This window comes from Kushneria sp. EE4 (assembly GCF_977968315.1).
In genome coordinates this window covers 414,593-439,493 of the sequence record NZ_OZ386212.1, presented here as the reverse complement: position 1 = coordinate 439,493, position 24,901 = coordinate 414,593, and the positions used below count along the sequence as shown (strand labels likewise).

Below are 24,901 nucleotides of genomic sequence, written 5' to 3'. Positions count from 1 at the left end.
GCGAAAAGGAAGGCCCGCAGCGACGCATGCTTACCGTATCAGCGTCAGCAGAACATTCTGGAGCTCTGCGGCAAAGGCCTGACGTCGCTTGATCATATCAGCTCGATGTTGGCGACTGCCTGTTGTCCATTGAGGTTGTGTCAAAAGCTGTTCGAATAGGCTGTCACTTTCGAAGTAAAATTCGATATTTAACCGCTTTTGCATTGCCCTGGCCGTATCGAGCTGATGGTCGTTTCGATGCTCACCGTATTGCACCAGCCGTGGCAGCACCAGAAAGGGAACGTCCTGCTCCAGCAGATATAAAAGATTGCCCATCCCCGCATGGGTGATGACACATCTGGCGTCTCTCACAGTACGTTGATACTGCTCGGGCTCGATGAACTCTTCAACACGCAGATTGCCCGGCAGTTTTTTCTCATCAAAAAAGCCATTGCCCCCGGGCCCGGCCTGATACAGCACGCTTTCATCCGGTAGCGCTTCGGCACAACGCAGAGCCAGCACGCCCATGCGTTCAAAGGGAAGCTGAGCGCCAGCTGTCAGCAGGATCAAAGAACGCTCCCGAGATATTGCACGCGGCGGTGAGCACTGGCCACCCGTGGCCACTGGCTCAACGTCACATGACAGAAAAGGGCTGCAATGCGCCCTGACAGCGACAGACGGCGGCAGTTGGCCACGCTGTCGATCCAGACGGTTTTGCGGCCGGCCAGGCGTGACAAAAGCAAAAAGAGCAGTCCCGGCGCAGCCCCGGTACTGACCACGACGTCGAAAGAGCTTCGTCGAATGATACCAACAATATCGGTGGCGCATTGCCCGCCACGCCAGAAGTTCGTCTTGTTGAAATCGGTGATCACATGTCGTTCGGGCGCATCATGGGTAAAACGCGTGGTTACCCAGGTAACTTCCTCAGCGACAAGATACTCTGCAATGCGCTCCATCTGTGCCAGATGACCACCGAAAGAGGCGACGCACAGAATTTTCATGCCGGACGCCCCTGTTCGATGGAATGGCCGGTCGCCTCCCTCTTCTCGGGGAAGGCTTCCTTCATCATCTGCGCCATGTGCTGGAGGGCGCGCTGATACTGCTGGCGCCCGATGATCCTTTCAAGCTCGTGCATGCTGCAGGCCAGCAACAGGTCCCGATCGTGGCAATGTTCATCGACACGTCGATCCGCCCTCAACTGCGCCAGCAGTTCCCCACGGCGCGCGGTACGAAGCTGATCGACAGTGGCACCAACGCCAATGGGCTCCAGCTCCCATTTACCCCATGCAATGATGCAGGGCTGCCCTGCCTCGTCGAGCAGTATGTTCCTGTCGTTCATTTCAGGGTTATATATAAAAAGTGGCAGACGTCGCAGTCTTTCCTGCATTTCCTCAAGATGGCCCAAAAAAGCGGCCAGCAGCTGGCGCTGTCTGTCGCTATCTATCGCTAGATGCAGGCGATCAAATAATTGACGACCTACCCGGCTCCACAAGGGAGGCTGGGAGCGCAGATACACGTCCACGATTTCCTCGGAAGGCGTGTAGCACCACGATTTCAACATCAGCTCTGAATGTACACTTCGCCACTGTTTGCGAGCGATCGGGGCACCACCCGGGTGGGCCAGATGAACACAGGCGAAGGCTTCAAACACATGATTGTCGATCAAGCGCGGGGCATTGAGGGCCTGGATGTCCATGCGTGACAAAAGATACGCTTCGTGCCCCGCCTGCGCCTGCTGTTTGGGGGAATAGATCTTTTCCAGCACCCGGTGGGATTGTTGTTCTCTTTCGAAAACAAGATCAAAAAGAATGACACCGCCCTGACCGCTGTCACGCCAGCTTGACTGAAGGTTGAGCACTTTTTGGTCCATGGCATGTGATAACCACTGCGTGCTGCGCTGCGTTCGAACCTCTGGTGTAAACAGCTGCCAGAAACGCTGACCGTCCCGACTTTCAGTGGTAAGCAACTGCTTTTCGCGAAAAAAAAGTGCGTCCACGCGCTCGCGTTTTTCGGCTAGACGTAGTTGCCCGCTGACAAACCCCGTGGCGGACTGAAAAAGACGACGGCTCAAGATGAGGCTGACGATACCGATCAGCAGATTCAGATTATCAAGCCGATAAAACTCGGCCACCAGGCACAAAAAACCGGACAAAAATCCTATCGAGCCGAGAGTGCGCAGAAAGCCACCGCTGTTGCTCGCAATCCAGCGCTCGATCCTGTCGGCCACGGCCTCATTGGGAAGACTGATGACCGCCGCAGTCGCGGCATACATCGATATCATCACCAAAAGCAAAAAACCGAAAAGCGTCGGAAAGAGAAAAAGTCCTGCCCCCATACCGACGATGGCAGTCGCTCCGTCGGCAACAATGCCGCACACACGACGATAATGTTCACTGACACCGTCGCCCTGATCGCTGAACAGCGCAATCTTGCGTGCATTATCCAGCACGATGCGTGACCCGCGACGGCTTTGTTTTTCGGCCAGCCAGTCCATCAGCTGCGAAAGGCCGTAAAGCGCGATGGCACCAACACACAGCACAACGATCCACAGATCCCGCGTCTCGGGTGTGACGAAACCGCGAAAGTAGCGTGGAATCCCGTTGCCGCCCAGCAAAAGAATGACCTTGAGCGGTAACAAAAAAGCGACCATCTGCGCCAGTTGCGAGATCAGCAGCATCAACGAGGTGGCTGGAGCCGCAACGGGGGTCTGTGATAATAGCCGACACCATACGCTGAAAAACCATTTCAGGTGCCGCCCGGTCTGTTTCAACAGATTCATGTCAACTCATGATTGTTCAACATTAAGGTTTGCCCATTCTCTCACGCCCCAGAAACCACCAGGGCCGAATACCATCATGAGGGTGAAATAACCGATCAGCGATATTTGTCTCCGATGCTTGCGGCAACAGGCTCGATTCGGCATAGGCATACTGCCAGGCAGCCCGTAGCGGCTGAAAACGTTGGACATCAAAAGCGTTGATCTGTTGCCAGGGCCAGGGCTGATCCTGATAGGCCAGCAGCCATTCGAATCCTTTTCTCAGGCTGCGCCCGCTTTCATCATGGAAGGACCAGAGATTCTGGCCATGACGTTCGGCCAGCAGTGCCAGATGCACCCAGCCCTGCAGATTGAAACAGCAATAATGAGCGCTGGTGGTTCGTTTGAGCTCTTCCGGCTGTGAACCGTCCACGGCAAACTGCTGAAGGATACGCTCCTGACTGGTGCGCAGGGTGATCGAAACCAGTGCGTAATCTTCCAGAAATGACGCAATAGCGGCGACCTGAAGATCGAAATAGGTACCATGATTGTTTTCCGAACGGCTTTCGGCCCTGCCCTGTGCGCTGGTCTGAAGCCAGTGGAGATACGTCTGCAGCCACTGTCTAAAAGCAGCGAGGTCGGTGTCGTCAAGCGCATCTGCACGCTCGAGCAATCGGACGGCGTCCAGCAGAAAATAGATATCCTTCATTTCGATGATGCCGGATTTACTTCCCCGGTTGCGGTTGTGGCCCTGCCGAACCTGGGCATAGTCCAGATGGGGGGTCATCCTTGTCCGAGAATCACAAAACCAGGTCCGTATCAGAGTGGCGCCGTGCTCTGCAAAACGTTTCTCTCCGCGACACGCCCACGCCAGTGCACAGGTGGTGGTATCGTCAAACATGCGCTGGAGCCGCGTACGATCGTATTGATCGCTTTCCGGTGCATAAAGCACCGTACCCGGCACTCGGATGCCGTCGCGGGGCATATAGGGCAACCATCCTGGCAGGATCGGGCTGGGCCAGTAATACGGTGCCGGATGCCAGTAGTCGTTAATGTTACCGCCCGGCGGTAACGTCGTTTTATCGATGACCGAGTAGGGGCCGCGCTCAAGGGCACTTTCAGCCTCTTCAATGAGCATCGCCTGCCAGGACGGCTTCACGATGTCGGACAAATTATCGTCTGCGTAAAACAGTGATTTACCATCCTTTCGATACATCTGCATATGCTGCGCATCGAGATGATCCAGCATCCCCCTGACCGCCTCGATTCTTGCTACACCGCGATCCACCAGCCCTTTCCCGGGATCGATCTCAAGATGCACCTTGCCCGAGTTGAGCCGAGCCACCCATCCGGCGTAACCAAAATGACCGGCGTCATCTGCATAGGGCGGACATGGCAGATCCCAGGGTTCAATAGCCCATCGATCCCATTTGCCGGGGATGCCCAGACGCCAGAAAAGTTCTACCTTGGGTCGACGGCCGTAAGGGTGTGCTTCATCAAAACGCTCGGCGGCGTCCCGGCGAAAGATCAATTGCGGCTCTTCATTGGCCTCCGGCCGGAATGTCTCATCAACAAGCTTTTGATTGTCGGTTATGCGCGCCATCGGCACGACCTGATAACGCCAGTAAGGCGCTGCCAGAACGCTCGATCGAATATCAGCCCAGGCCGCATTTGTTACAAAGCAGTTGCCATCCCAGGGCAATATCCAGTCTGCTCTTTGTCGACCGTCCTCAAGCGCCACGTTACGTGCCGCGTTGTTGTGCATGACGTAGTTGTTCTTATGGCGATACAGTCGCATCACCAGACGATCCCTTTCTACAGTGCTTAACCGCTGAGCATCCTCCAGATAGGTAAAACCGGCAAAGGGAAGCCCCTCAAGGTCCCAGCCCGCTTCGGCATACTCATCATGATCGAAAGGCAGATCGATATAGTGCTGACCGTACTGCTCAAGCAGCGCAACAATGGATGAATGTTCATCAGGGTTGACGATGCGGTTAACAACCCATCGTTTTTCACAGCTGTCGAGTTCTGGCTCGTTTTCCAGAATAAATCGAAGATTTTCGCGGGACTGCCCACGAGCATGGCGAGGCTCCAGATCATTGCCAATGATTCGATAAAGTACAAATGAAGCTTCGGACAATGCCTGTAAGTCATGCTCCTTCACTTGTTGAGAAGGTTCTGATGCAATGGGTGCCCTGCCACGATCAGATGGTCTGGCACTTGTAAAGGAATGGAAGAAACGCCTGTGCCATCTGGCCGCTCTGCGTTTGATAATCCCCTTGATCCTGCTCGCATAATGGGTCATCTGAACTCATCCGCTATCCCTGTTTGCGTCCCCATGCTCTCGGGATCGTTTTGACATTGTACCTTCGGATACCAACAAGGAGATATCGTTCGGCCCTGGTTTAACACTTGTCAGCTATTGCATTTTTTCGTGCCCTCGACGCCTGTTAACACACCGGATAGCGATTTAACCTATTTCAGGAAAGTCATGCGATAAACAGGATCATCGTTCACATCAGGGCGAAAATCATATCCCGGCCAGATCAGGCTTTTCCTGAAAACCGGGTAACAATGAAGCCCAAACAACAAAAGTAACTGCTCAGCACACTGATAAATGTGCAAAAATATTTGCCGGGGTCGATATTACACAACCGAATCAACACGATTGTAGACCGTCTTTAAAACGCTCGTTTACCCGGCAAACATTCCGAGTCAAAAACACAAGTTTTTATTAATCATGGCGTATAACGCTTATGAAAAATTCTTGAATGAACGCATTAAATTCAGCATCAAGAGCACCGATCAATCAACGGATCAGGTCTGGTCACTCAAGGATGCCCCTGATCGACCCGTCTCGACAATATCGTCCGGCCACTTCAACTCTTCTTGTTATTTACATATAAATTGTTAATTAACGCTTCGATCAAACATGCGCTTTCAAGCGATGTCACAACAAATGCTTTTGTATTCACGTCAGGAATATATATTTGCCCAACCATCAGCGGTCGCTAAAATCTCAAGATAGAAGTTTCTTTCCTTATTGTGATGTCTGGATCGATGTCGCCTGCTGGTTGCCGCGAGCCTCAACGTCTTTCCAGCCCGCCCCCACGCAATGCCCTGAAAACCTCTGGTATTTCGTCCAGCCAGATTCGACATTGAACCAGACTGGCGATGATACGACGCGCTATCGGCTGATTGCGCTTTCCTGAAAGCCTTACAACGGGAAGTACCGGCGGGGAAAGACTGTACATGACTCTTGCAAGACGTTCGAGACCCCGGCTGCGAGCCACCTGCGCACCTCGAATGCGTCGCGCCTTGGTAGAAATTTCTGCATAGCGGGTTCGAGCGGGATGATTAACGCATGCCCGTGACACGTAATGTAGCGGATAGCCATGGCGCCCTGCCTTGAGACAAAGCAGCCTGTCTCCGCCCGAAAACGCCGAGGCGTCAAAACCGCCCATGTCGCGAAAGGCATCGGCAGGCACAGCAAGATTGGCAGTCGCTCCGAACCCTTTGGCAGCGTATTCCTTTTGAGGAATGCCTTTCACCAGATCATGAATTTCTGCCCAACCGGGTTTGGCACTGCTGGCCACCATTTCGATATGACCGCTGAGCAGACAGTGCCTGCCGTGCGACTGCATGGCATCCCACAGATGCACCAGCCAGTCCGGCTCGGGGCGACAGTCAGCATCGGTAAAAACAAACCACTGCGTGTCATCAATAAAGTGCTCGATGCCCCGATTGCGAGCGGCATAGGCCCCCGGCGTCCCACAGTCGATCACCTCGACCTGCCTGTTTGCGTAGCGAGACGCATCGAATCCTGCTTCGTTGTTTACCAATACGATGCGGAAATAATCTTTCGGCAGGGTTTGTCGCATCAAACAGTCGAGCAACTCTTCAACCATTGCCCACTGACGATAGACGGGGACAACAACGGTCAGTGTCCGATGACATGAAGCATGGGGCATTGTGAGGTTTACCAAAAAATTCAAAGGCTGTCAGACCAGCCTCATTTAAAACTGAATAGATTGCCGATCAGGCTGCAAAAGAAAAAGCCACGCGCAAGGCGTGGCTTTTTCGGCAACACTTTTGGTTCACGAATAGACGGGGAGTCTTTCGCAGACTTTGGCAACCTGCTCTTTCACCGTATTTTCAGCGTCAGCACTGTCGCCCTTTTGCATGGCATCGAGAATATCGCAGATCCAGCCCGCCAGCTCGCGGCATTCGTCTTCCTTGAAGCCGCGCGTGGTGACGGCAGGGGTGCCGATACGCAGGCCGGAGGTGACGAACGGGCTTTGCGGGTCGCCCGGTACGGCATTTTTATTGACCGTGATATGGGCGCGGCCGAGCGCAGCATCGGCGTCCTTGCCGGTCAGGCCCTGCTTGACCAGCGAGAGCAGAAACAGGTGGTCTTCCGTACCGCCGGAAACCACGTCAAAGCCGCGCTCCATGAACACACCGGCCATGACCTTGGCGTTTTTGACAACCTGCTGCTGGTAGGCCTTGAACTCGGGCTCCAGCGCTTCCTTGAAGCACACGGCCTTGCCAGCGATGGCATGCATCAAGGGGCCACCCTGCCCGCCCGGGAACACGGCGGAATTGAGCTTTTTATAAAGATCGGCATCGCCAAAGGCCGAAAGGATCAGGCCGCTGCGCGGACCACGCAGGGTCTTGTGGGTCGTGGTGGTCACCACGTGAGCGTGCTTGAGCGGACTGGGGTAGACGCCTGCCGCGACCAGACCGGCAACGTGGGCCATATCGACGAAAAACCAGGCGCCGACTTCATCAGCGATCTCGCGAAAGCGCGCCCAGTCGATGATTTGCGAATAGGCCGAGAAACCGGCGATGATCATTTTCGGCTTGTGCTCGCGGGCCAGACGCGCGACTTCATCGTAATCAATCAGGCCCTGGTCGTTGAGGCCATACTGCACGGCATTGTAATGCTTGCCGGAGAAGTTGGGCCTGGCACCGTGAGTCAGGTGACCGCCGGCGTCCAGGCTCATGCCCAGAATGGTATCGCCCGGCTTGACCATGGCCTGAAAGACCGCGCTGTTGGCCTGCGAGCCGGCATGCGGCTGTACGTTGGCGTAGTCGCAGTCAAACAGTTCGCAGGCGCGAGCAATGGCCAGCTCTTCAACCTTGTCGACGAACTCGCAGCCACCGTAATAGCGCTTGCCGGGATAGCCTTCGGCGTACTTGTTGGTCAGCTGCGAGCCCTGGGCGATCAGAACGCGCGGGCTGGTGTAGTTCTCGGAGGCGATCAGCTCGATGTGATCTTCCTGACGATCGTTTTCCTGCTGCATGGCCTGCCACAAGACATCGTCATAGCCGGCAATGGTCATATCGCGTGTGAACATGAACTTCCTCGATACCAGAAGGTTGAAAACGCACCGAACGGGCTGGACAGGCGCGTGGGGGAAAGACGTTGCCTGTCATCATACACAACGCTTTTGGGCCTTTCACTTGAAAGGCGGCCCTGCCTGTCCTCAGGGCGACACGCGCCCCCGTTGTGCTCAAGTGGTTAGTCAATCTGGCCTTTTTACCGTAGCATTTCAGCCACACCGCCCACTTTTCCCTTACGCCGAATACCTGCCCATGATTGCGTCGCTATTTCCTGTACCGGCATGGAATACCAATGCCACCACTCACTGGTGCCATCGCATCGGCGTTGTCGCACTACTGCTTTATATGTTCACCTGGATTCTGAGCCTGGACATTTCACGCTCGCTGGAACCGGTCTTGATGCTGGTCTATCTGGTGGCCCTGTTTGCCCAGCCCGGGCGAGCGCGCGCCTTTAAAGACCCTTTATGGCTGCTGCTGGGCCTGTGGCTGATGTTGCAACTGGTCACGCTGCCACCGGCAATGGCCATGTTCCCGGATTATGCAGAAGATCAGATCAAGAGCATGCGGGGTCTGACCAAAGTGTTCATGATCCTGCCCATTGCGTGGATCATGGCAGGCAGCACGCGGCTGTCGCTTCAGGTTTTGAGCGCCTTGCTTGTCGGCATGGTTGCAGGCGCTTTGCTCACGGGTGAAAGCCCGGCAACGCTTGCCCATTACATGGATATCGGCGAAAGGCCGACGCTTGGATTCAAGAACTGGCAGCACTCGGGCATCTGCGCCGGCATTATTTTGCTGGCTCAGGCCTGCTTTGCGCCGCGCTTTTTCAGGTATGCCTCGAGCCAATCCCGATGGCCGGGGTATCTGCTTTTGGCAGGGTTTGGCGCGGTGGCCGTACTGGCGTTTACGGGCTGGATCATTACCATGACACGCGCCAGCTGGCTCGGCATCGTTATCGTCATGCTGACAGCCCTGGCAGGTTTTTTGCTGATAACGCTCAAAAGCAATTCTGCAACGTCAATCAACGGAAAACGGTGGCTTTGGATACTGCTGGCTGCCGCACTGGCCTGTGTTGTATTCGGCATGCTTTTCGGAGATCAGATCGCTTCGCGTCTTTTCAAGGAGCACGACGTTATTCTGGAAATTCTCAGCGGCAACGTCGATAACGTCCCCATGTCGAGCATCGGGTTTCGCATTCATGCCTGGCACTATGGCCTGCAGCTGATCGCCGAACAGCCCTGGTTCGGCTGGGGGCCAAAAAGCCATATCCCTTTACTTTTACAAAGCAGCAACCCGGTTGAAGATACAACGCTTGGCGCTATCGCGGCCCGCTCCAATCTCACCCATTTCCACAACAGCTATCTGACCGTACTGATTGCCAACGGCATCACGGGCTTTATGGTCTATCTGGGCGCTGTCGTTACCATCGCTGTGGCGGCCTATCGCAGCTGGCGGTGTGGCGATATGCCCGGTGATGTCATGGTCTTTTTGTCGCTGTTTTTCATTTTCTGGGCCTTCGTCAATCTGTTTGAAAGCTATATGGCCTATCGTACCGGGGTCTACGTGATCGGCGCTGTGGGCGGCATCGCCTATACCTACAGCATGCGTCGCCGGCTTGCCGTCCATGCGCAGCGACAGACACAGCGTCAGGATTGACAGATCGCCCATAAAAAACGGCAGCCTCATCGGCTGCCGTTTTTGTTTCAACCGGGGCTGTCGACTACGCCGAGACGCCCTGTGCTGGCACAGGAGTGGCATGTTTGACCGACTGTGCCGGCGGCCTTGTCAGATCGATGTTTTCCGGAAAGCCGATTTTTTGGCCCAGCTCAACGTCTGCGCTGACCGGGTCGAGCACGAACTCCCCGGCCACGGGCGTGAAGGTCAGCTCTCCGATATAACAACGATCACCGACAACAAAGAAGTCCACTCGGCAGAAACCAAACGGCTCTGAAACCGCCTTTGCCACCTGAATCATCTCATCAAGGCAGCCGGGGGCCTTGAGCTCTTCGCCCTGCAAGGGCTTGTAGCCGCGGCGATTGAACGGTGCGATCTGCCAATCCTCGGTAAAGAACTGACAGCGGATGTCGGTAAAGCGCCCGGCAATCAGCTGAATATAGATCTCCTGCTCATCGCCGTTGTTGAGCACCAGCACCTTGTAATCCGCCGGCACTTCGCCATCGATCAGCAGTGCCTTTTCGATCACAAGCTGGGGCTTGATGGCACGATAATGTTTCTCGCGATGCAGACCCGCATAGTCGTAATCAAGCCACTTGTTGGCTTCACAGGCCAGTTCAAACATGTCCGTGTGCCAGGGCTTTTTAACCACCTTGACCTGACCGGCGCTGTGGTTGGCCTTGATGACAAACGGCTCCTTGATCCGGCTCAGCTCACGCTCCGTGATCGTGTCGTAGACACCGACAAAGGGCACCAGATACTGCTCGCCGGCCCGTTCACGAATATAGCTTCGCACCGCGACCTTGTCCGCCAGGGTGGAAAAGCACGGATGCGGATAGCGCATGCGATAAAAGATCTTTTCACTGACACTTTTTGGGGCACTGAAATTGCAAAAGCGACCATGAAGACGCAGGTAAGTCAGATTGAAATAGATACTATCCGGCGTTTTCTTGAATAGTCGATAGATCAAGCTTCGCAGCTTTCTCATGCTTCATGTCCCGTGGTGATATCAACGCTAATGACGACTGCCCGTCAGGGCGTCATGGCACATCGTCATTTCTCCCCCTGATGACCGGCCTGAAATATCTGCCGGTATTCAGCAACTCGACAGATTCTCCGCGCCCTGCTGGTTGAAAACGCAAAGGGATAACGAGGGAAGCATGCAGAGTGAGGAGAATGTATATAGGCGGGCCTGCATCTACTATGCAGAAGCGTCTTTTTGGCTCCCAAAAGAGGCAAACATGCACTAAAGTAGCGCGTTCCGGATTTTGATTAGTCCTCGGCCTGAACAAGAGCTACAAAAAACCATCGTGGCAGCACCCTGACCCCGGCCTTAAGAATGACGCCCTGCGACTCCGGCAACATATTGGAAAGCAAGGTGGCGACACGGGCGTCGTGATCGTCGACTGACAGTGTCTTGCCTGCAGTGAGGGCATAACTTTGTAGCGTGGCATTGTTGTGTACATAAAATTGCCATGCACAAAAAAGAAAGCGCCTGCGGCCATTGATGGCCGCAGGCGCTTTAAGTGTCCTTTAGCGTCAAAAGGCCTTGATACTACCCTTCTCCCAGCAGTCGCAGGCTTTCCATCGGTGCCTGACGCCGCAGCGGCGTACTGAGTACATAACCGATCGCTCCAATCAAAAGCGCCCCGCCCAGCGGCATCACAAGCCATACGCTCAGATGCAGCCGGGGGTCCAGATCAAGCCATACGCCATACAGCAGGGCACTGACGCCTTCTGCCAGCATCGCCCCCAGCAGACCGCTGGCAAAGCCGAGCCAGCCAAACTCCGCCAGCTGAGTGCGCACCAGCCTTCGGTCACCGGCGCCAAACACCCGCAACAGCGCCCACTCATGAGCACGTGCCGGTCGGGACGCCGTCAGCGCGGCGTAGAGCACAGCCACGCCGGCCAGCAGCACGAACAGCAACACCAGCTCGACGGCGCGCGACACCTGACGCAGCAGATCACGAACCTGCTGCAATATGGCATCGATATCCAGCAGCGAGACCGACGGATACTGCTGAACCAGCGGACCCAGCGCCTGCTGCTCGCCGGTGGGCAGATGGAAGGCAGTAATGAAGCTGTGACTGAAGCGCTCCAGCGAACCGGGCGGGAAAATCACGAAGAAGTTGGGCTGAAACGATTCCCAGTCCACCTGGCGCAGGCTGGTAATTTCAGCCGTGACCTCACGCCCGCCGATATCAAAGGTCAGCCGGTCGCCGATCTCGAGGGAAAGATCCTGCGCCATGCTTTGTGCCACCGACACGCCCACCGGGCCATCACGGCCGGCCGTTCCGTCACCCTGCCCTGCGCCATCCGGGAACCATGTCCCCTCGATAAGGGTGTTGTTGTCGGGCATGGTGGCCGCCCAGGTCAGGTTGATCTCGCGACGCAGATTGCCGTCGTGACGCGCCTCTTCAGGCACCGCATCGCGCGCCGTAACGCCGTTGATCTCGACCAGGCGACCGCGCACGATGGGATAGACCGCCGAGCGACTGTCGGTAATATTATCCAGCGCATCAATAAAGCCGTCACGCTGGCTGGGCTGGATGTTGATGGCGAACTGATTGGGCGCATCGGATGGCAGCTTCGACTGCCAGTCGTCGATCAGGTCGGTACGAACCAGTGCAATCAGCGCCATCAAAGCGAAAGTAACGGCAAAGGCCAGAATCTGCCCGATGCTGGACTGTCGCCGACGCGCCAGCTGCCGACTGCCCGTGCGCCAGTGCTGCGGCAGAAACTTCGCGCCCCAGAGCAGCAGCGACAGCATTCCCTGCGCTACCCCCCAAAGCACGACCAGCGTGATGAGCCCGCCGATCAGCAAGCCACTTGAAAGCACAAGATCGCCGCTATAGAGCCACAGCAGTGCGCCGAACATGAGACTGGCACAGCCAATAATGACCCATCCGGCGGCCGGCAGCGGCGCCAGCTCCCGACGCAGCACCTTGAGGGCGCTGACCTTTTTGAGACGCAAGAGCGTCGGGCCGGCAAAACCGATCAGAATGGCCACGGCCGTCAGCATGCCCAGCAGCAGCGGCAAAACACCCGGCGGCGGCAACTCCAGCGGCAGAAACTGCACTAAAAGCGCCAGCAGGGCCCACTGCCCGACCAGGCCCAGCACCGCCCCGGCGGCGGCCGCCGTCAGGGCCAGCATGGCCAGCTGCGCGGCAAAGATGCGCCCCAGCTGGCGCTGACTGGCGCCGAAACAGCGCATCAGGGCTGCCGTATCCAGATGCCGGTCAACGTAGCGTCGAGTCGCCATGGCCACCGCTACGCCGGCCAGCAGCACGGCGGCAAGCCCCGACAGGCTCAGATACTGCTGGGAGCGCTCCAGCGCCCGGCCGATGCGCGGACTGTCCTTGCGCACGTCGATGACGCGGATACCCCGGTCCTGCCAGGTCTCGAGCTGCGGGTCCAGCGAATTCACCGCTTCCGGCGGGCCGGCGGCCAGCAGCCGCCAGGTCAGGCGGGCACCGGGCTGGATGAGCCCCGAGCGTTCCAGATCCGGCAGATTGATCATGACCCGCGGATTGAAACTGGCCAGTCCCACATCCTGATCGGGCTCCTCGAGAATCCAGGCACTGACGCGAAACGATTCGTCGCCCAGCGTGACCGAGTCTCCCAGCTCCAGCCCCAGCGCGGTGCCCAGTCGCGGCTCGACCCAGACGGTGTGTCGCTCGGGCAGCCGGGTGGTGGTTTCGGCCCCCTCGCCGAAGTCGACCTGAAAGCTGCCGTACAACGGATAGGCCGGCGCCACACCCTTGAGACCTGCCAGCTGAAACCGATCGTTGAAACCGGCCATCGAGACCGTATTGACCTGGCGCGCCGTGGTCATGCCGGCGTCTTCCAGGGTGTCGAGAATCTGCGTGTCGAAAGGGTTGCCCTGAACCAGTACCAGATCACCGCCCAGCAGCTGTCCCGACTGGCGCTCCAGCGCGCTGCCGATGCGGTCCAGAAAGAAACCGATCATGGTGGTGGCCGCCACCGCCAGCACCAGGGCCAGAAAGAGCGCGCGCACGTCCGCGGCGCGCAGATCGCGGGCAAGCCCGGTCCAGCCCAGACGCAGCGTGTGAAAGAGCTCGGCCATCGGCCGGCGCGTGGCAGTTTTTGTGGCGCTTGACCGGGCACTCATCGATGATCGACTCCATCAGGGGCATGATCCGACGGCGTGTCGTTGACACGCTCGTGCAGTCGCCCCTCATCAAGGGTGAGCGTGCGGTCGCAGCGCGCCGCCAGCTGCGGGTCGTGTGTGACCAGCACCAGGGTCGTGCCGGACTCGCGGTTGAGCGTAAAGAGCAGATCCGCGATCCGGTCACCCGTGGCGCGGTCAAGATTGCCGGTGGGCTCATCGGCAAACACCAGCGCGGGGCTTGTCACAAAGGCGCGGGCGATCGCCACGCGCTGCTGCTCGCCGCCGGAGAGCTGTTTGGGCAGATGCTGCACGCGCGCCTCAAGGCCCACCCGCTCAAGCCACTGCTGCGCCTGACGGGTATCGATGCCGGCCTCGCTCAGCTCCAGCGGCAGCAATACGTTTTCCAGCGCCGTCAGCGTCGGCAGAAGCTGAAAGTTCTGAAACACGAACCCGACCTGCCCGGCGCGCAGCCGGGCGCGGCCGTCTTCATCCAGCGATGACAGCGATTCGCCAAACAGGGCAAGCTCGCCACGAGTCAGCGTATCCAGGCCGGCAAGCAGCGCCAGCAGCGTGGACTTTCCCGCCCCCGAACTGCCCACGATCGCCACGCTTTCTCCGGCATGAATGTCCAGATCCAGAGCGTTCAGGATGGTGATGGCGTTTGATCCGCTGTCGACTGTCTTTTCAAGCTGGCGCGCCATCAGTACCGGTGTTCTATCCTGTTGGCGAGCGCCTGGCGCATGACCGGCCCGAGGGCTGCTGTCCTGTCCGGGGTGCTCAACGTCCTGTTTCCTGGCTTCTGGAGTCGACATCTTGCGCTACCTGAATTGGATGAATGTGTCATGCCGCATCGGCTCGAGTGCCCGACGCACGCTGATGATGCTGATGGTTGTGCTGGCAACGGCGCTGCAGCCGGTACATGCCGAGACACTGCTGGTGGTGGGCGACAGCCTCAGCGCCGCCCGCGGCATCGACCGTGATGAGGGCTGGGTCAATCTGCTGCGCCAGCGGCTGGAATCCGAGGCGCCGGGTCGCCACACGGTGGTCAACGCCAGTATCAGCGGCGACACTACGGCGGGCGGTCTCGAGCGACTGCCCGAAGCACTCGAGACCCACCAGCCCGATATCGTGCTGCTGGAGCTGGGCGGCAACGATGGTCTTCAGGGGCTGCCACCCCAACGCATGCAGGATAACCTGGCGCAGATGATCGAGAAGAGCCAGGCCAGCGGTGCTCGCGTAGCGCTTTTGGGCATTTTGATTCCGCCCAATTACGGCCAGACCTATACGAAGGCGTTCGCCGACGTTTTCCCGGCGCTTGCCAGCCGCTACGATGTGCCGCTGGTGCCCTTTATTCTTGAAGGGGTCGCCCTGAACGAGGACCTGATGCAGTCCGATCGCATTCATCCCAACGCGCAGGGGCAGCCGCTCATTCTTGATAATATCTGGCCGACCGTGGCCTCAATGCTTGATGAAGCATCGCCAGGCAAGACGGCCCCTGCCAGTCGCCATTAAGTACTGATTCAAGCGAGACGGTTGAAGTGTCCCGCCTTTTACCCTTACGACTCATGTGGAAAACCTGCCATGTCCTCTGCGCCTCTTTCCTCCTTTGTGGTGGCCTATCGTCTGGACGGTCAGGGCAGCGGCACGCCGCTGGACCCCGAGGAGCTCTTGCGCGTCTGGCATCAGGACACGTCACAGCTCTGGATGCATCTGGACTTTACCCATCAGGATGTTGACCACTTTCTCGCCACCATCGCCAGGCTCGATGAAGACGTCATCGAGGCCCTGACAGAAGAAGACACGCGCCCGCGCGTGGCCGTGTTCAAGGGCGGACGAATCACGACCCTGCGCGGCATCAATCTCAACCCCGGCGCTGACCCGGACGATCTGATTTCGCTGCGCGTCTGGCTGACCGACAACCGATTGATCACCGTACGTCGGCGGCCACTGCAGTCCATTACCCGGGTACGCGCCTACCTTGACGCCGGTGAAGGGGCCCGCAATGTCGGCGAGCTGCTGGCGGGCATGGCCGATAGCCTGGTCGACCGGGTCGGCGATCTGACCCACCAGCTTGATGACGCCCTGGGCGAGCTGGAAGAGCGCCAGACGGCTGAGGGCGCGATCGATATTACCAACAAGGACCTGACCGACATTCGCCAGCCCCTGATCAATTTGCGTCGCTTCATGGAGCCGCAGTATCACTGTCTGACGCGTCTGGCAGAAGATGAGGTCTTTGATGACACCGCACGGCTGTGGCTTCGTGAAGCCGCCAACCAGCTCTATCGTTATGTCGAGGACTTTCGCGCCATGCAGGAGCGCGCCCTGATTCTGCAGGAGCAGCTCTGGAATTCGCACAACGAGCGCCTCAACGAGCGCATGTATCTGCTGGCCATCATTACCGCCGTGTTTCTGCCGCTGACCTTTCTGACCGGGCTTTTGGGCATCAACGTCGGCGGTATTCCAGGCGCCGAAAGTCCGGCAGGCTTTGCGGTCGTCGTGTTGCTTTCCATGCTGGTCGGTGCCGGTGTCATGGCCATTTTGAAAAAGTGGCGCTGGTGGTAGCGCCGCACGGCGTCACGCTCTCTCGATTCAGCGGTCGATATGGCCCAGGTCACGCTCGGGGTCAAGGCGGTCACGCACCCGGCGCTTTAACTCCTTGATATCGGGAAAACCGCCATCGCGCTTGCGCTCCCAGATCACTTCCGGCGCGCCGTGCGCCCCGGAGCGGATCACGATCTCGAAGTGGCCGCCGTGGCCGGGCGCCAGCGCCACCTGCTCAAGGCTTTCACCGAAGGTGGACAAAAGCTCCTGCGCGTACCACCCGGCCCGCAAAAGCCACTGGCACTGGGTGCAGTAATGAATGGTGATGTTCATGAATCGCTCCCTTCAATGTGGCATCGGTCAAACGACGAGACTATGTTACGGGTCGCCGGGTTACATTGAGCAACACAATCTCTTAAAAAACCCGGCCAGTCATTAGCATATTTAATGGAAGGCCGCGGGTAATCCGTTTTTACTACTCATTGTGCTGGCATCGCGCCGGCGAGGCTTCATATCATGCAAGCCTATCCTTCATGACCGAAACGCCGCTACCTGCACGTCAGGGCAGCATTTTTATTTGAGGAAGCATCGATCATGCAAACACAGCGGATGATCAGCCCCGAGCTGCTCGAACGTGTCGTCAATGCCTCGGAGGATGGCATTGTCGTGGCAGAGCGGGAAGGCAACGAGAATATCCTGATCTACGTCAACGGTGGGTTTGAAGCACTGACAGGCTATAGCGCCGACGAAATCCTCTATCGGGACTGTCGCTTTTTGCAAAACGGCGACAACCAGCAGCCCGGCCTGGACCGCATTCGCGACGCCCTAAGGGAGGGCAAGGCCTGCCGCGAAGTCATTCGCAACTACAAAAAGGATGGTGCGCTGTTCTGGAACGAACTTTCCATTACGCCCGTCCATGATGAAGAAGACCAGCTACTCTACTTTATCGGTGTCCAGAAGGACGTGACCAGCCTGGTCGAGGCACAGCAGGAGCTCGAGCGCCTGCGTGCTCGCGTTGAAGAGATATCCTGATCCCGCGTCTGCCATCGTGTACCAGCGACCCGCTTCGGGGCCCGCCATGTGCGGGCCCCTTTGATTTTCGCCCTTGCCCGCGGCCATCGACAATCGATGGCCGGGGTCGAACAAAACCGCTTGCCCGGGGCCACAAACGGCGCTATACAGCCTTTTTTACAGCGAAGGGCAGCCCCATGAGTACCGAGCTGTTTGAAGAAGCACCCGATGAACAGGAAGCGGTCAACGATGACACCTGGACGCCCAATGCACGTCCCAAAAAGGGCGAGATCTGTGCCCGCAGACGACTCGAAACGCTTTTGGAAGCGCGGCGACTCGAGCGCGACCTGACCGATGGCTGGGAGGCGTGGGACGAGGAGGAGTAGTCCGCACGCCGGTTCGTTGCCTGCCTTTCAGGGCGCCCGTGCGGCGCCCTGTTCGTTGGCATAGAAAGCACCGCACCCGGCTTTGCGCTGGCCGTGATGGCCCCTGATCTCTATCATCACGGTACTGGCAGACGACTGCCTCTGATACCCTGCCTATCACCATTGACTACGAGGCTGAATCCACTCCATGGCGCAATACGTATATACCATGAATCGGGTGGGCAAGACCGTGCCCCCCAAGCGCGACATCCTCAAGGATATTTCGCTGTCGTTCTTCCCCGGTGCCAAGATCGGTGTCCTCGGGCTTAACGGTTCGGGCAAGTCATCCCTTTTGAGAATCATGGCGGGCGTCGATCAGGACTATCACGGCGAAGCCCGGGCCATGCCCAATCTCAACGTGGGCTACCTGCCGCAGGAACCGGAGCTTGATGATAGCAAGACGGTCCGCGAGACCGTCGAGGAAGCGCTGGCCGAAATTACCGAGGCCCAGACAAAACTCGATGCTGTCTACGCCGCCTACGCCGAGCCGGACGCCGACTTTGACGCGCTGGCCGCCGAGCAGGCCCGCCTTGAAAACATGATCGAGGCCAGCGACGCTCACAACCTCGAGCGCAAGCTGGAAGTGGCCGCTGAAGCGCTGCGCCTGCCGCCATGGGATGCCTACGTCGAGCATCTTTCCGGCGGTGAGCGCCGCCGTGTCGCTCTGTGCCGGCTTCTGCTGTCAGGCCCCGACATGCTGCTGCTCGATGAGCCCACCAACCACCTGGACGCCGAGTCCGTGGGCTGGCTGGAGCGCTTTTTGACCGAGTTCGACGGCACGGTGGTCGCGGTCACGCACGATCGCTACTTCCTCGACAACGCCGCCGGCTGGATTCTCGAGCTGGACCGCGGTCGCGGCATTCCCTGGGAAGGCAACTACTCCACCTGGCTTGAAGCCAAGGAGAAGCGCCTGGAGCAGGAAGCCAAGCAGGAAGCGTCTCGCCAAAAGGCCATCAAGCAGGAGCTCGAGTGGGTTCGCCAGAACCCCAAGGGCCGTCAGGCCAAGAGCAAGGCGCGTCTCAATCGCTTTGACGAGCTGCAGTCCGGCGATTTCCAGAAGCGCAACGAGACCAACGAGATCTATATTCCGCCGGGACCGCGCCTGGGCGACAAGGTCATCGAGCTGCACAACGTCACCAAGCGCTTTGGCGACAAGATGCTGATCGAGGATCTGTCGATGTCCGTACCGCCGGGCGCGATCGTGGGCATCGTGGGCGGCAACGGCGCCGGCAAATCGACGCTGTTTCGCATGATCACCGGTCAGGAACAGCCCGACAGCGGTGAGGTGGTCGTCGGCGAAACCGTCGACATTGCCTACGTCGAGCAGCTGCGCGATGCGATGGACGATCGCCAGACCGTGTGGGAAGCCGTTTCCGGCGGCCAGGATGTGCTCAGCATCAACGGCTACGAGGTCTCCTCGCGCGCCTACGTCGGGCGTTTCAACTTCAAGGGCAACGACCAGCAGAAGTACCTGAAGGATCTCTCCGGCGGGGAACGCGGTCGCCTGCAGCTGGCCCAGACCCTCAAGCAGGGCGCCAACGTGCTGCTGCTCGATGAGCCCTCCAACGATCTGGACATCGAGACCCTGCGCGCGCTGGAAGAGGCCCTGCTGGCCTTCCCGGGCTGTGCGATGGTCATCAGCCACGACCGCTGGTTCCTGGACCGTGTCGCCACGCATATTCTGGCCTATGAAGGTGATTCCCACGTGGAGTTCTTCGAGGGCAACTACACCGATTATGAAGCCGATTACCACAAGCGCGTGGGCAGCGACACGCCCAAACGCGTGAAGTACAAGCGTATCGACGCCTGATCGATGCCAGTAGCGCAGCATTAAAAAGGGCCACCCCGGCGGGGTGGCCCTTTTTTCATGACGTCTCTGGCATCACGTCCTTTTTCACATCAAAAACCACGCTAGTCGTAGAAGGACGCCTCCCCTTCCGGACGGGTCTTGAAGCGCCGGTGCAGCCAGAGATATTGCTCGGGATGCTTGCGAATGGCCGCCTCGATGAAGGCATTGACCTGAGTGGCATCGGCCACTTCATCATTGCTGGGGAAGTTTTCCAGCGCCGGCAGATACTCAAGCGTATAGGTGCGATTGTCCGGATTGCGGTGAAACATCAGCGGCATCACCGGCGCGCCGGTCATTCGCGCGATCTTGGAGGTTAGTCGAATCGAGGCGGCATCAATGCCGAAAAACGGCGCGAAGACGCTCGCCTCGCGACCAAAATCCTGATCCGGCGAGTACCAGACTGCGTGCCCACTCTTGACGCGCCGGACCACCCCGCGCAGGTCATGACGATCAATGGCCGCACCGAAGATGCCGCGGCGCGCCTTCGTCATGAAGCGCTCGAACAGCGGATTGTTGTGCGGGCGATAGACCACGTCGGCATCGAAAAACAGTGAGTGCAGCGCCCCGCCCAGATCCAGCGTCGAGAAGTGAATACCGATGATCAGCACCCCCTTGCCGCGGGCCTTCGCCGCTTCCATGTGCTCGGTGCCCTTGAAACTGACGCGGTGGCGCAGGTGTTCGGGGTCGCGACACCAGCCGGTGGCGGTCTCCAGAATGCCGATACCGTTGGCATGAAAGGTGCGCCGTACCAGTGTTGATAGCTCGCGCTCATCAAGTTCCGGAAAGCACAGGCGCAGGTTGGTCTCGGTGATATGGCGACGACGCTTGACGAAGCGCCAGACCAGCTCGCCGATGGCGGTCCCGACCCACAGCTTGAGTCGCCAGGGCAGAAAGGCCCCCACGCGCATCAGACCGATCGCGCACCAGGTCGGCCAGTAGCGTGGATGCGCGAAGGACTCGGGGTATTCGTGACGTTTGCGTTTACTCATCAATCAGCCTGTATCACTTCCTGCGGGCAGACGCGATGGCGCTTGAACACCACGCTGCGGACACTATAAGAGATCACGGGACAAGACACCGGCCATCAACAGCGGCTCAGGACAGTGCGTCAGTATCGGATGAATCATCAGGGGCGTCATTGTAATGATATCGGCGCGGCACTCGCGGCAGTATACCGGTCAATAGCGTATAGGCGATGGTATCGCACCAGCTCGCCACCTCGCTGACATCAAGCATCGCGCCACTGGCGTCGCGCCCCCACAGGGTCACGCGGGAGCCGATATCGGCGTCAGGTATGCCGGTGATGTCCACGGTGAGCATGTCCATCGAGACACGTCCGGCAATCATGGCTCGCTGACCCTGCACCAGTACCGGTGTGCCCTCTCGGGCGTGTCGATCATAGCCATCGCCATAGCCACAGGCCACCACCCCGACCCGCGTGGGCCGGTCGGTCACATGACGCGCGCCGTAGCCGATGGGTTCGCCGGCGGCCAGCTCGCGGATGGCGATGATTCGGCTTTCCAGCGTCATGACCGGCTTCAAGGCCCGGTCGATCTCGCCATGCAGCATTTGTTCGGGCGCGAGCGGATTGACGCCATAAAGCATGACCCCCGGGCGCACCCAGTCATGGCGGGCTGCCGGCACGCTCAGAGTGGCCGGCGAGTTGGCGAAGCAGCCGGGAAGATCAAGCTCACGACGCAGGGTATTGATGGTATCCAGCTGAGAGGCCAGAAGCGCGCTGTCGGGGGTGTCGGCGGTGGCAAAGTGGGTCATCAGAAGCGTCTGCTCGACCCCCGGATGCGAGCGCAGGCGGCGACAGATGGCGCTGACCTCTTCGGGGGCAAAACCCAGTCGATGCATGCCGCTGTCGCATTTGACCAGAACGGTCACATGGTGATGCGGCCAGCGCTCGAGCCGGTCCAGCAGGGCCTCGACCTGCCAGTGCGTATGCAAAACGCTCCAGTAACCGCCGGTGATGATCTCATCAAGCTCATCGGCTTCGAAAAAGCCCTCCAGCAGCACGATCGGGCACGCAATGCCGGTGTCGCGCAGCGCCTGGCCTTCTTTCAGACAGGCCACTGCCATGGCCGGCGCCAGATCACGCAGCGCGCGGGCACACTCGAGACTGCCATGCCCATAGGCATTGGCCTTGAGCACGGCCATGGCCCGGGCATCGGGTGCATAGCGACATGCCTGACGGTAGTTGTGACGCAGCGCATCCAGATCGATATGCGCTGTCAGCGGCCTCATGTGATTACGCCCCGTGCAAAAGGATGGGTATCAGTAGCCGTTGCTGCCGCCGGGCATGTCGCGCCCCATGCCGCCACGACCCAGCCCATTGAGGTCGCTGTTGTCCGGCATGGCGGTGCGATTGGGCGGCGGCAGCTCCCGCTGACCACTGCGCCCCTGGCTTCCCTCCAGCGGGCTGGGGCCGTTCATGCCGGGGTCCGGCTGATCGTCACCGATGCCCAGCCCGGTCGTGCCCTGCGACTGGAAATTCAGCGAGACGGCCTGGTCGGCGCGCAGCCAGCTGTTGAGCACATCCAGGGTATCGACATCGAGAATGCCGGCTTCCTGACGAAGGCTCAGCATGTTGAGCACGTAATCATAACGCGCATTGGCGTAGTTGGAGATCGCGGTAAAGAGATTCTGCTGGGCCTGCAGCACGTCCACGATATTGCGCGTACCGACTTCATAGCCGTTGCGCGTGGCTTCCAGCGCGCTGCGGTTGGATTCGATGGAGCGCTGCTGCGCCTGCACGCTCAACACGTTGTTGAGTGCCCGGGAGTAGTAGGAGCGTACCTGCTGAACGGCCGTGCGCAGCTGGGATTCCTGCTGGTACTGGGTCTGTTCCAGCGAGAAGGTGCTCTGGCGGACCTGCGCGCTGGTAGAGCCGCCGGTATAGATGGGGATGGTGGCTTCCAGCCCGATCTGGTTCTGCTCGTTGTGGCCGCGCAGATTGTCCTGGTTGCTGTCGCCATACTGATAGTTGGCAAAGGCGGACAGTACCGGCAGATGGCCGGCACGCGAGGTGTCCAGATTGGCTCGCGCCACGTCAACGGCGGCACGCGCGGCCAGCAGATCCAGGTTCTGACTGGAGGCCATCTCGACCCACGCCTGCTGGCTGGCAGGCGTTGGACGCTCGATGGGCATGTCATCGGCCAGGCCATCGATGCTGGGATACTGCTTGCCGGTCAGCTGCTCGAGCGCCTCGAAATTGACCTGCAGGGTACTTTCCTGCGAGATGCGCTGCGAACGCGTCAGATCATAGGAGGCCTGGGCTTCATAGACATCGGTGGCGGCCACGATGCCCACATCAAACTGCTGACGCACCTGCTCGAGCTGGCGGTCGACGGCCTGCTCTTCGGCGCGCAGCGTGTCGAGCTGCTCCTTGGCCCGCAGCACTTCAAAATAGGCCTGAGCCACATTGTAGAGCAGCTGCTGACGATCGACGCGCAGATTCAAGGCTTCCTGAGCCGTCTGGCGTTTCGAGGCTTCCAGCTGATACCAGTTGGTGGCATCAAACAGGGCCTGAGTGGCCTGTACCTGTACGGTGGTGCCGGTGTAGTGGTCATCACCGCCACCGCCGGCGTCAAGAACGCCATCGTCGACGCCTGCCCCGGCCCCGGTGCCTGCCCCGCTGATATCGCGGCTCTGGGAGGAGGTAATGTTATAGCGAGTGACGTTGCCACTGGCACTGACCTGGGGCAGCAGATCGCCCCGCTGAATGTCCTCACCGGCCTGTACGCTGCTGTAGCCTGACCTTGAAGCGGCAAGATCGGCATTGTTGACCAGCGCATCGCGCGCGATGGTCATCAGGTCAGCTGCCTGAGCCTGGCCCGCGAGCGAGACGGCAAGCACCAGTGGCAGTACTCTGAACTTACGCATCAAATGATTCCCTGTCTAAAACGGTTATGCCGTCTCTGGTCAGCCTCTTGTGACCGGCTGGCAACCCTGTGGCACTTTCAAACACACTGTTACGGCGACAGTGCGGCTACCTTGTGGGGCGGCGAGCTTAGCACATTGCAGGATTTTACATACATTCCTGAATGTTTAAAGGCAAGAGATGTCCGTCGATGCAGCGTGACAGACTCCTTGATTAAAAAAACAGCGCCAGAATTGGCGCCGTTTCCGATTGCCCTCCGCCCCGGGCGGAGGACAGGCTGGCCGGCCACATCAGGCCGTACGTGGCCTACTCAAAGATGGCATCCAGCGACAGGCCCTGCTTTTCGAGCATGCGGCGCAGCTTCTTGAGCGCTTCGACCTGAATCTGGCGAACGCGTTCGCGGGTCAGGCCGATCTCTTCGCCGACTTCTTCCAGCGTGGCCGCTTCATGCCCGCGCAGACCAAAGCGACGCACGACCACTTCCATCTGCTTTTCGGTCAGCTCGCCGAGCCATTCATCGACATGCGCCTTGACGTCAAAGTCGACCAGATCGGACTCCGGCCCGGCCTCGTTTTCATCGGCCAGCGTATCCAGCAGCGGCTTGTCGTTTTCGCTGCCAACCGGATAGTCCACCGAGGAGACGCGCTCGTTGAGCCCCATCATGCGCTTGACCGACTCGACCGGACGGTCCAGATGTGCCGCGATATCATCCGCGGTGGGCTCATGATCGAGCTTTTGCGTCAGCTCGCGCGAGGCGCGCAGGTAGACGTTGAGTTCCTTGACCACGTGGATGGGCAGACGAATGGTGCGGGTCTGATTCATCAGCGCCCGTTCGATGGTCTGGCGAATCCACCAGGTGGCGTAGGTCGAGAAGCGAAAACCGCGCTCGGGGTCGAATTTCTCCACGGCACGGATCAGCCCCAGGTTGCCCTCTTCGATCAGGTCGAGCAGGGTCAAACCCCGGTTGAGATAGCGCCGTGCGATCTTGACGACCAGTCGCAGGTTGGACTCGATCATGCGCTGGCGACCGGCGGGGTCACCCTTGCGCGCCAGACGGCCGTAATGGACTTCCTCTTCCGGTGTCAGAAGCGGTGAAAATCCGATTTCGTTGAGATAAATCTGGGTCGCATCAAGACTTTGATGCTGCTGGCGTTCTTCCCTGTTCAGGGCCTTTTCGAACGCGTCTTCGTTGTTCACTTCCTTGTCATTATTATCATCGAGCGTCAGCTCGTTTTCGTTCTCTTCCACTTCAACGTCGTCGTGCAATCCCTGTTCAACCACGCTCATATCGACTTCCCCTTTTCGT

Annotated in this window: 20 protein-coding genes; 6 read left to right on the top strand and 14 right to left on the bottom strand. The window is 58.8% G+C overall.

Going from position 1 to position 24,901, the window contains the following annotated elements; all coding sequences use genetic code 11:
- Positions 1-30 precede the first annotated feature (30 nt).
- The 6 genes from ACXMYO_RS02035 to glyA form a co-directional block, all read right to left on the bottom strand.
- The gene (locus tag ACXMYO_RS02035) at positions 31-549 is read right to left on the bottom strand and encodes a glycosyltransferase (protein WP_457807653.1); all 519 of its coding nucleotides are present in this window, start codon (positions 547-549) and stop codon (positions 31-33) included.
- Entirely contained in the window at positions 546-980 is a 435-nt protein-coding gene (locus tag ACXMYO_RS02030; protein ID WP_457807652.1) for an oligosaccharide biosynthesis protein Alg14, read from the bottom strand. Before ACXMYO_RS02030 ends, ACXMYO_RS02035 begins: the two co-directional genes overlap by 4 nt.
- A complete protein-coding gene (locus tag ACXMYO_RS02025; RefSeq protein WP_457807651.1) occupies positions 977-2,758 on the bottom strand; it encodes a hypothetical protein in 1,782 nt (593 codons plus the stop codon). Before ACXMYO_RS02025 ends, ACXMYO_RS02030 begins: the two co-directional genes overlap by 4 nt.
- Before the next feature lie 22 nt (positions 2,759-2,780).
- Positions 2,781-5,039: an alginate lyase family protein gene (locus ACXMYO_RS02020; RefSeq protein WP_457807650.1), complete on the bottom strand. Its 2,259-nt coding sequence runs from the start codon at positions 5,037-5,039 to the stop codon at positions 2,781-2,783.
- Positions 5,040-5,820: 781 nt separating this feature from the next.
- On the bottom strand, positions 5,821-6,705 hold the full coding sequence (locus ACXMYO_RS02015) for a glycosyltransferase family 2 protein (RefSeq protein ID WP_457809459.1): 885 nt from the start codon (positions 6,703-6,705) through the stop codon (positions 5,821-5,823).
- Between the two features lie 126 nt (positions 6,706-6,831).
- Complete coding sequence (gene glyA, locus ACXMYO_RS02010; protein ID WP_457807649.1) at positions 6,832-8,094, bottom strand: serine hydroxymethyltransferase; 1,263 nt, start codon at positions 8,092-8,094, stop codon at positions 6,832-6,834.
- A 238-nt stretch (positions 8,095-8,332) separates the two neighbouring features.
- On the opposite strand from glyA, the gene ACXMYO_RS02005 reads away from it, so the two are divergent.
- Complete coding sequence (locus tag ACXMYO_RS02005) at positions 8,333-9,733, top strand: O-antigen ligase family protein (protein WP_438766444.1); 1,401 nt, start codon at positions 8,333-8,335, stop codon at positions 9,731-9,733.
- A gap of 64 nt (positions 9,734-9,797) precedes the next feature.
- Here ACXMYO_RS02005 and ACXMYO_RS02000 read toward each other — a convergent pair whose 3' ends face one another.
- The 3 genes from ACXMYO_RS02000 to ACXMYO_RS01990 all read right to left on the bottom strand — a co-directional run bounded on the left by ACXMYO_RS02000 (position 9,798) and on the right by ACXMYO_RS01990 (position 14,584).
- On the bottom strand, positions 9,798-10,739 hold the full coding sequence (locus ACXMYO_RS02000) for an ATP-grasp fold amidoligase family protein (protein WP_438766442.1): 942 nt from the start codon (positions 10,737-10,739) through the stop codon (positions 9,798-9,800).
- 567 nt (positions 10,740-11,306) lie between these two features.
- A complete protein-coding gene (locus tag ACXMYO_RS01995) occupies positions 11,307-13,838 on the bottom strand; it encodes an ABC transporter permease (protein ID WP_457809458.1) in 2,532 nt (843 codons plus the stop codon).
- 41 nt (positions 13,839-13,879) lie between these two features.
- Positions 13,880-14,584 (bottom strand): ABC transporter ATP-binding protein, encoded by a 705-nt coding sequence (locus tag ACXMYO_RS01990; RefSeq protein WP_457809457.1) that lies wholly within the window; start codon positions 14,582-14,584, stop codon positions 13,880-13,882.
- A gap of 130 nt (positions 14,585-14,714) precedes the next feature.
- Here ACXMYO_RS01990 and ACXMYO_RS01985 point away from each other — a divergent pair, with 130 nt between their 5' ends.
- Both ACXMYO_RS01985 and ACXMYO_RS01980 read left to right on the top strand, forming a co-directional pair.
- Positions 14,715-15,395: an arylesterase gene (locus tag ACXMYO_RS01985; RefSeq protein ID WP_457809456.1), complete on the top strand. Its 681-nt coding sequence runs from the start codon at positions 14,715-14,717 to the stop codon at positions 15,393-15,395.
- A gap of 69 nt (positions 15,396-15,464) precedes the next feature.
- Complete coding sequence (locus ACXMYO_RS01980; RefSeq protein WP_438766441.1) at positions 15,465-16,445, top strand: zinc transporter ZntB; 981 nt, start codon at positions 15,465-15,467, stop codon at positions 16,443-16,445.
- A 27-nt stretch (positions 16,446-16,472) separates the two neighbouring features.
- On the opposite strand, the gene ACXMYO_RS01975 is transcribed toward ACXMYO_RS01980, so the two are convergent.
- Positions 16,473-16,757: a SelT/SelW/SelH family protein gene (locus tag ACXMYO_RS01975; protein ID WP_438766440.1), complete on the bottom strand. Its 285-nt coding sequence runs from the start codon at positions 16,755-16,757 to the stop codon at positions 16,473-16,475.
- Positions 16,758-17,018: 261 nt separating this feature from the next.
- On the opposite strand from ACXMYO_RS01975, the gene ACXMYO_RS01970 reads away from it, so the two are divergent.
- The 3 genes from ACXMYO_RS01970 to ettA all read left to right on the top strand — a co-directional run bounded on the left by ACXMYO_RS01970 (position 17,019) and on the right by ettA (position 19,670).
- Positions 17,019-17,456, top strand: coding sequence for a PAS domain-containing protein (locus tag ACXMYO_RS01970; RefSeq protein WP_438766439.1), 438 nt, complete (start codon positions 17,019-17,021; stop codon positions 17,454-17,456).
- A gap of 176 nt (positions 17,457-17,632) precedes the next feature.
- Positions 17,633-17,821 carry a PA3496 family putative envelope integrity protein gene (locus tag ACXMYO_RS01965; protein WP_438766438.1) on the top strand — a complete coding sequence of 63 codons (189 nt, stop codon included), beginning with the start codon at positions 17,633-17,635 and terminating at the stop codon, positions 17,819-17,821.
- A 187-nt stretch (positions 17,822-18,008) separates the two neighbouring features.
- Positions 18,009-19,670 (top strand): energy-dependent translational throttle protein EttA, encoded by a 1,662-nt coding sequence (gene ettA / locus ACXMYO_RS01960; RefSeq protein ID WP_438766436.1) that lies wholly within the window; start codon positions 18,009-18,011, stop codon positions 19,668-19,670.
- Between the two features lie 101 nt (positions 19,671-19,771).
- Here the strand turns inward: ettA and lpxL are convergent, their stop codons facing one another.
- The 4 genes from lpxL to rpoS form a co-directional block, all read right to left on the bottom strand.
- A complete protein-coding gene (gene lpxL / locus ACXMYO_RS01955; protein WP_457807648.1) occupies positions 19,772-20,698 on the bottom strand; it encodes an LpxL/LpxP family Kdo(2)-lipid IV(A) lauroyl/palmitoleoyl acyltransferase in 927 nt (308 codons plus the stop codon).
- A gap of 106 nt (positions 20,699-20,804) precedes the next feature.
- On the bottom strand, positions 20,805-21,959 hold the full coding sequence (gene alr, locus ACXMYO_RS01950; RefSeq protein WP_457807647.1) for an alanine racemase: 1,155 nt from the start codon (positions 21,957-21,959) through the stop codon (positions 20,805-20,807).
- 30 nt (positions 21,960-21,989) lie between these two features.
- Positions 21,990-23,597, bottom strand: coding sequence for a TolC family outer membrane protein (locus ACXMYO_RS01945; RefSeq protein ID WP_457807646.1), 1,608 nt, complete (start codon positions 23,595-23,597; stop codon positions 21,990-21,992).
- 304 nt (positions 23,598-23,901) lie between these two features.
- The gene (rpoS, locus tag ACXMYO_RS01940) at positions 23,902-24,882 is read right to left on the bottom strand and encodes an RNA polymerase sigma factor RpoS (protein ID WP_457807645.1); all 981 of its coding nucleotides are present in this window, start codon (positions 24,880-24,882) and stop codon (positions 23,902-23,904) included.
- Between the last annotated feature and the right edge of the window lie 19 nt (positions 24,883-24,901).

What these genes read in the sequence shown, in the direction of transcription:
- ACXMYO_RS02030 (WP_457807652.1), bottom strand. Translation starts at nt 980, where the DNA reads ATGAAAATTCTGTGCGTCGCCTCTTTCGGTGGTCATCTGGCACAGATG.
- ACXMYO_RS02025 (WP_457807651.1), bottom strand. Translation starts at nt 2,758, where the DNA reads ATGAATCTGTTGAAACAGACCGGGCGGCACCTGAAATGGTTTTTCAGC.
- ACXMYO_RS02020 (WP_457807650.1), bottom strand. Translation starts at nt 5,039, where the DNA reads ATGACCCATTATGCGAGCAGGATCAAGGGGATTATCAAACGCAGAGCG.
- ACXMYO_RS02015 (WP_457809459.1), bottom strand. Translation starts at nt 6,705, where the DNA reads ATGCCCCATGCTTCATGTCATCGGACACTGACCGTTGTTGTCCCCGTC.
- glyA (WP_457807649.1), bottom strand. Translation starts at nt 8,094, where the DNA reads ATGTTCACACGCGATATGACCATTGCCGGCTATGACGATGTCTTGTGG.
- ACXMYO_RS02005 (WP_438766444.1), top strand. Translation starts at nt 8,333, where the DNA reads ATGATTGCGTCGCTATTTCCTGTACCGGCATGGAATACCAATGCCACC.
- ACXMYO_RS02000 (WP_438766442.1), bottom strand. Translation starts at nt 10,739, where the DNA reads ATGAGAAAGCTGCGAAGCTTGATCTATCGACTATTCAAGAAAACGCCG.
- ACXMYO_RS01995 (WP_457809458.1), bottom strand. Translation starts at nt 13,838, where the DNA reads ATGGCCGAGCTCTTTCACACGCTGCGTCTGGGCTGGACCGGGCTTGCC.
- ACXMYO_RS01990 (WP_457809457.1), bottom strand. Translation starts at nt 14,584, where the DNA reads ATGGCGCGCCAGCTTGAAAAGACAGTCGACAGCGGATCAAACGCCATC.
- ACXMYO_RS01985 (WP_457809456.1), top strand. Translation starts at nt 14,715, where the DNA reads ATGAATGTGTCATGCCGCATCGGCTCGAGTGCCCGACGCACGCTGATG.
- ACXMYO_RS01980 (WP_438766441.1), top strand. Translation starts at nt 15,465, where the DNA reads ATGTCCTCTGCGCCTCTTTCCTCCTTTGTGGTGGCCTATCGTCTGGAC.
- ACXMYO_RS01975 (WP_438766440.1), bottom strand. Translation starts at nt 16,757, where the DNA reads ATGAACATCACCATTCATTACTGCACCCAGTGCCAGTGGCTTTTGCGG.
- ACXMYO_RS01970 (WP_438766439.1), top strand. Translation starts at nt 17,019, where the DNA reads ATGCAAACACAGCGGATGATCAGCCCCGAGCTGCTCGAACGTGTCGTC.
- ACXMYO_RS01965 (WP_438766438.1), top strand. Translation starts at nt 17,633, where the DNA reads ATGAGTACCGAGCTGTTTGAAGAAGCACCCGATGAACAGGAAGCGGTC.
- ettA (WP_438766436.1), top strand. Translation starts at nt 18,009, where the DNA reads ATGGCGCAATACGTATATACCATGAATCGGGTGGGCAAGACCGTGCCC.
- lpxL (WP_457807648.1), bottom strand. Translation starts at nt 20,698, where the DNA reads ATGAGTAAACGCAAACGTCACGAATACCCCGAGTCCTTCGCGCATCCA.
- alr (WP_457807647.1), bottom strand. Translation starts at nt 21,959, where the DNA reads ATGAGGCCGCTGACAGCGCATATCGATCTGGATGCGCTGCGTCACAAC.
- ACXMYO_RS01945 (WP_457807646.1), bottom strand. Translation starts at nt 23,597, where the DNA reads ATGCGTAAGTTCAGAGTACTGCCACTGGTGCTTGCCGTCTCGCTCGCG.
- rpoS (WP_457807645.1), bottom strand. Translation starts at nt 24,882, where the DNA reads ATGAGCGTGGTTGAACAGGGATTGCACGACGACGTTGAAGTGGAAGAG.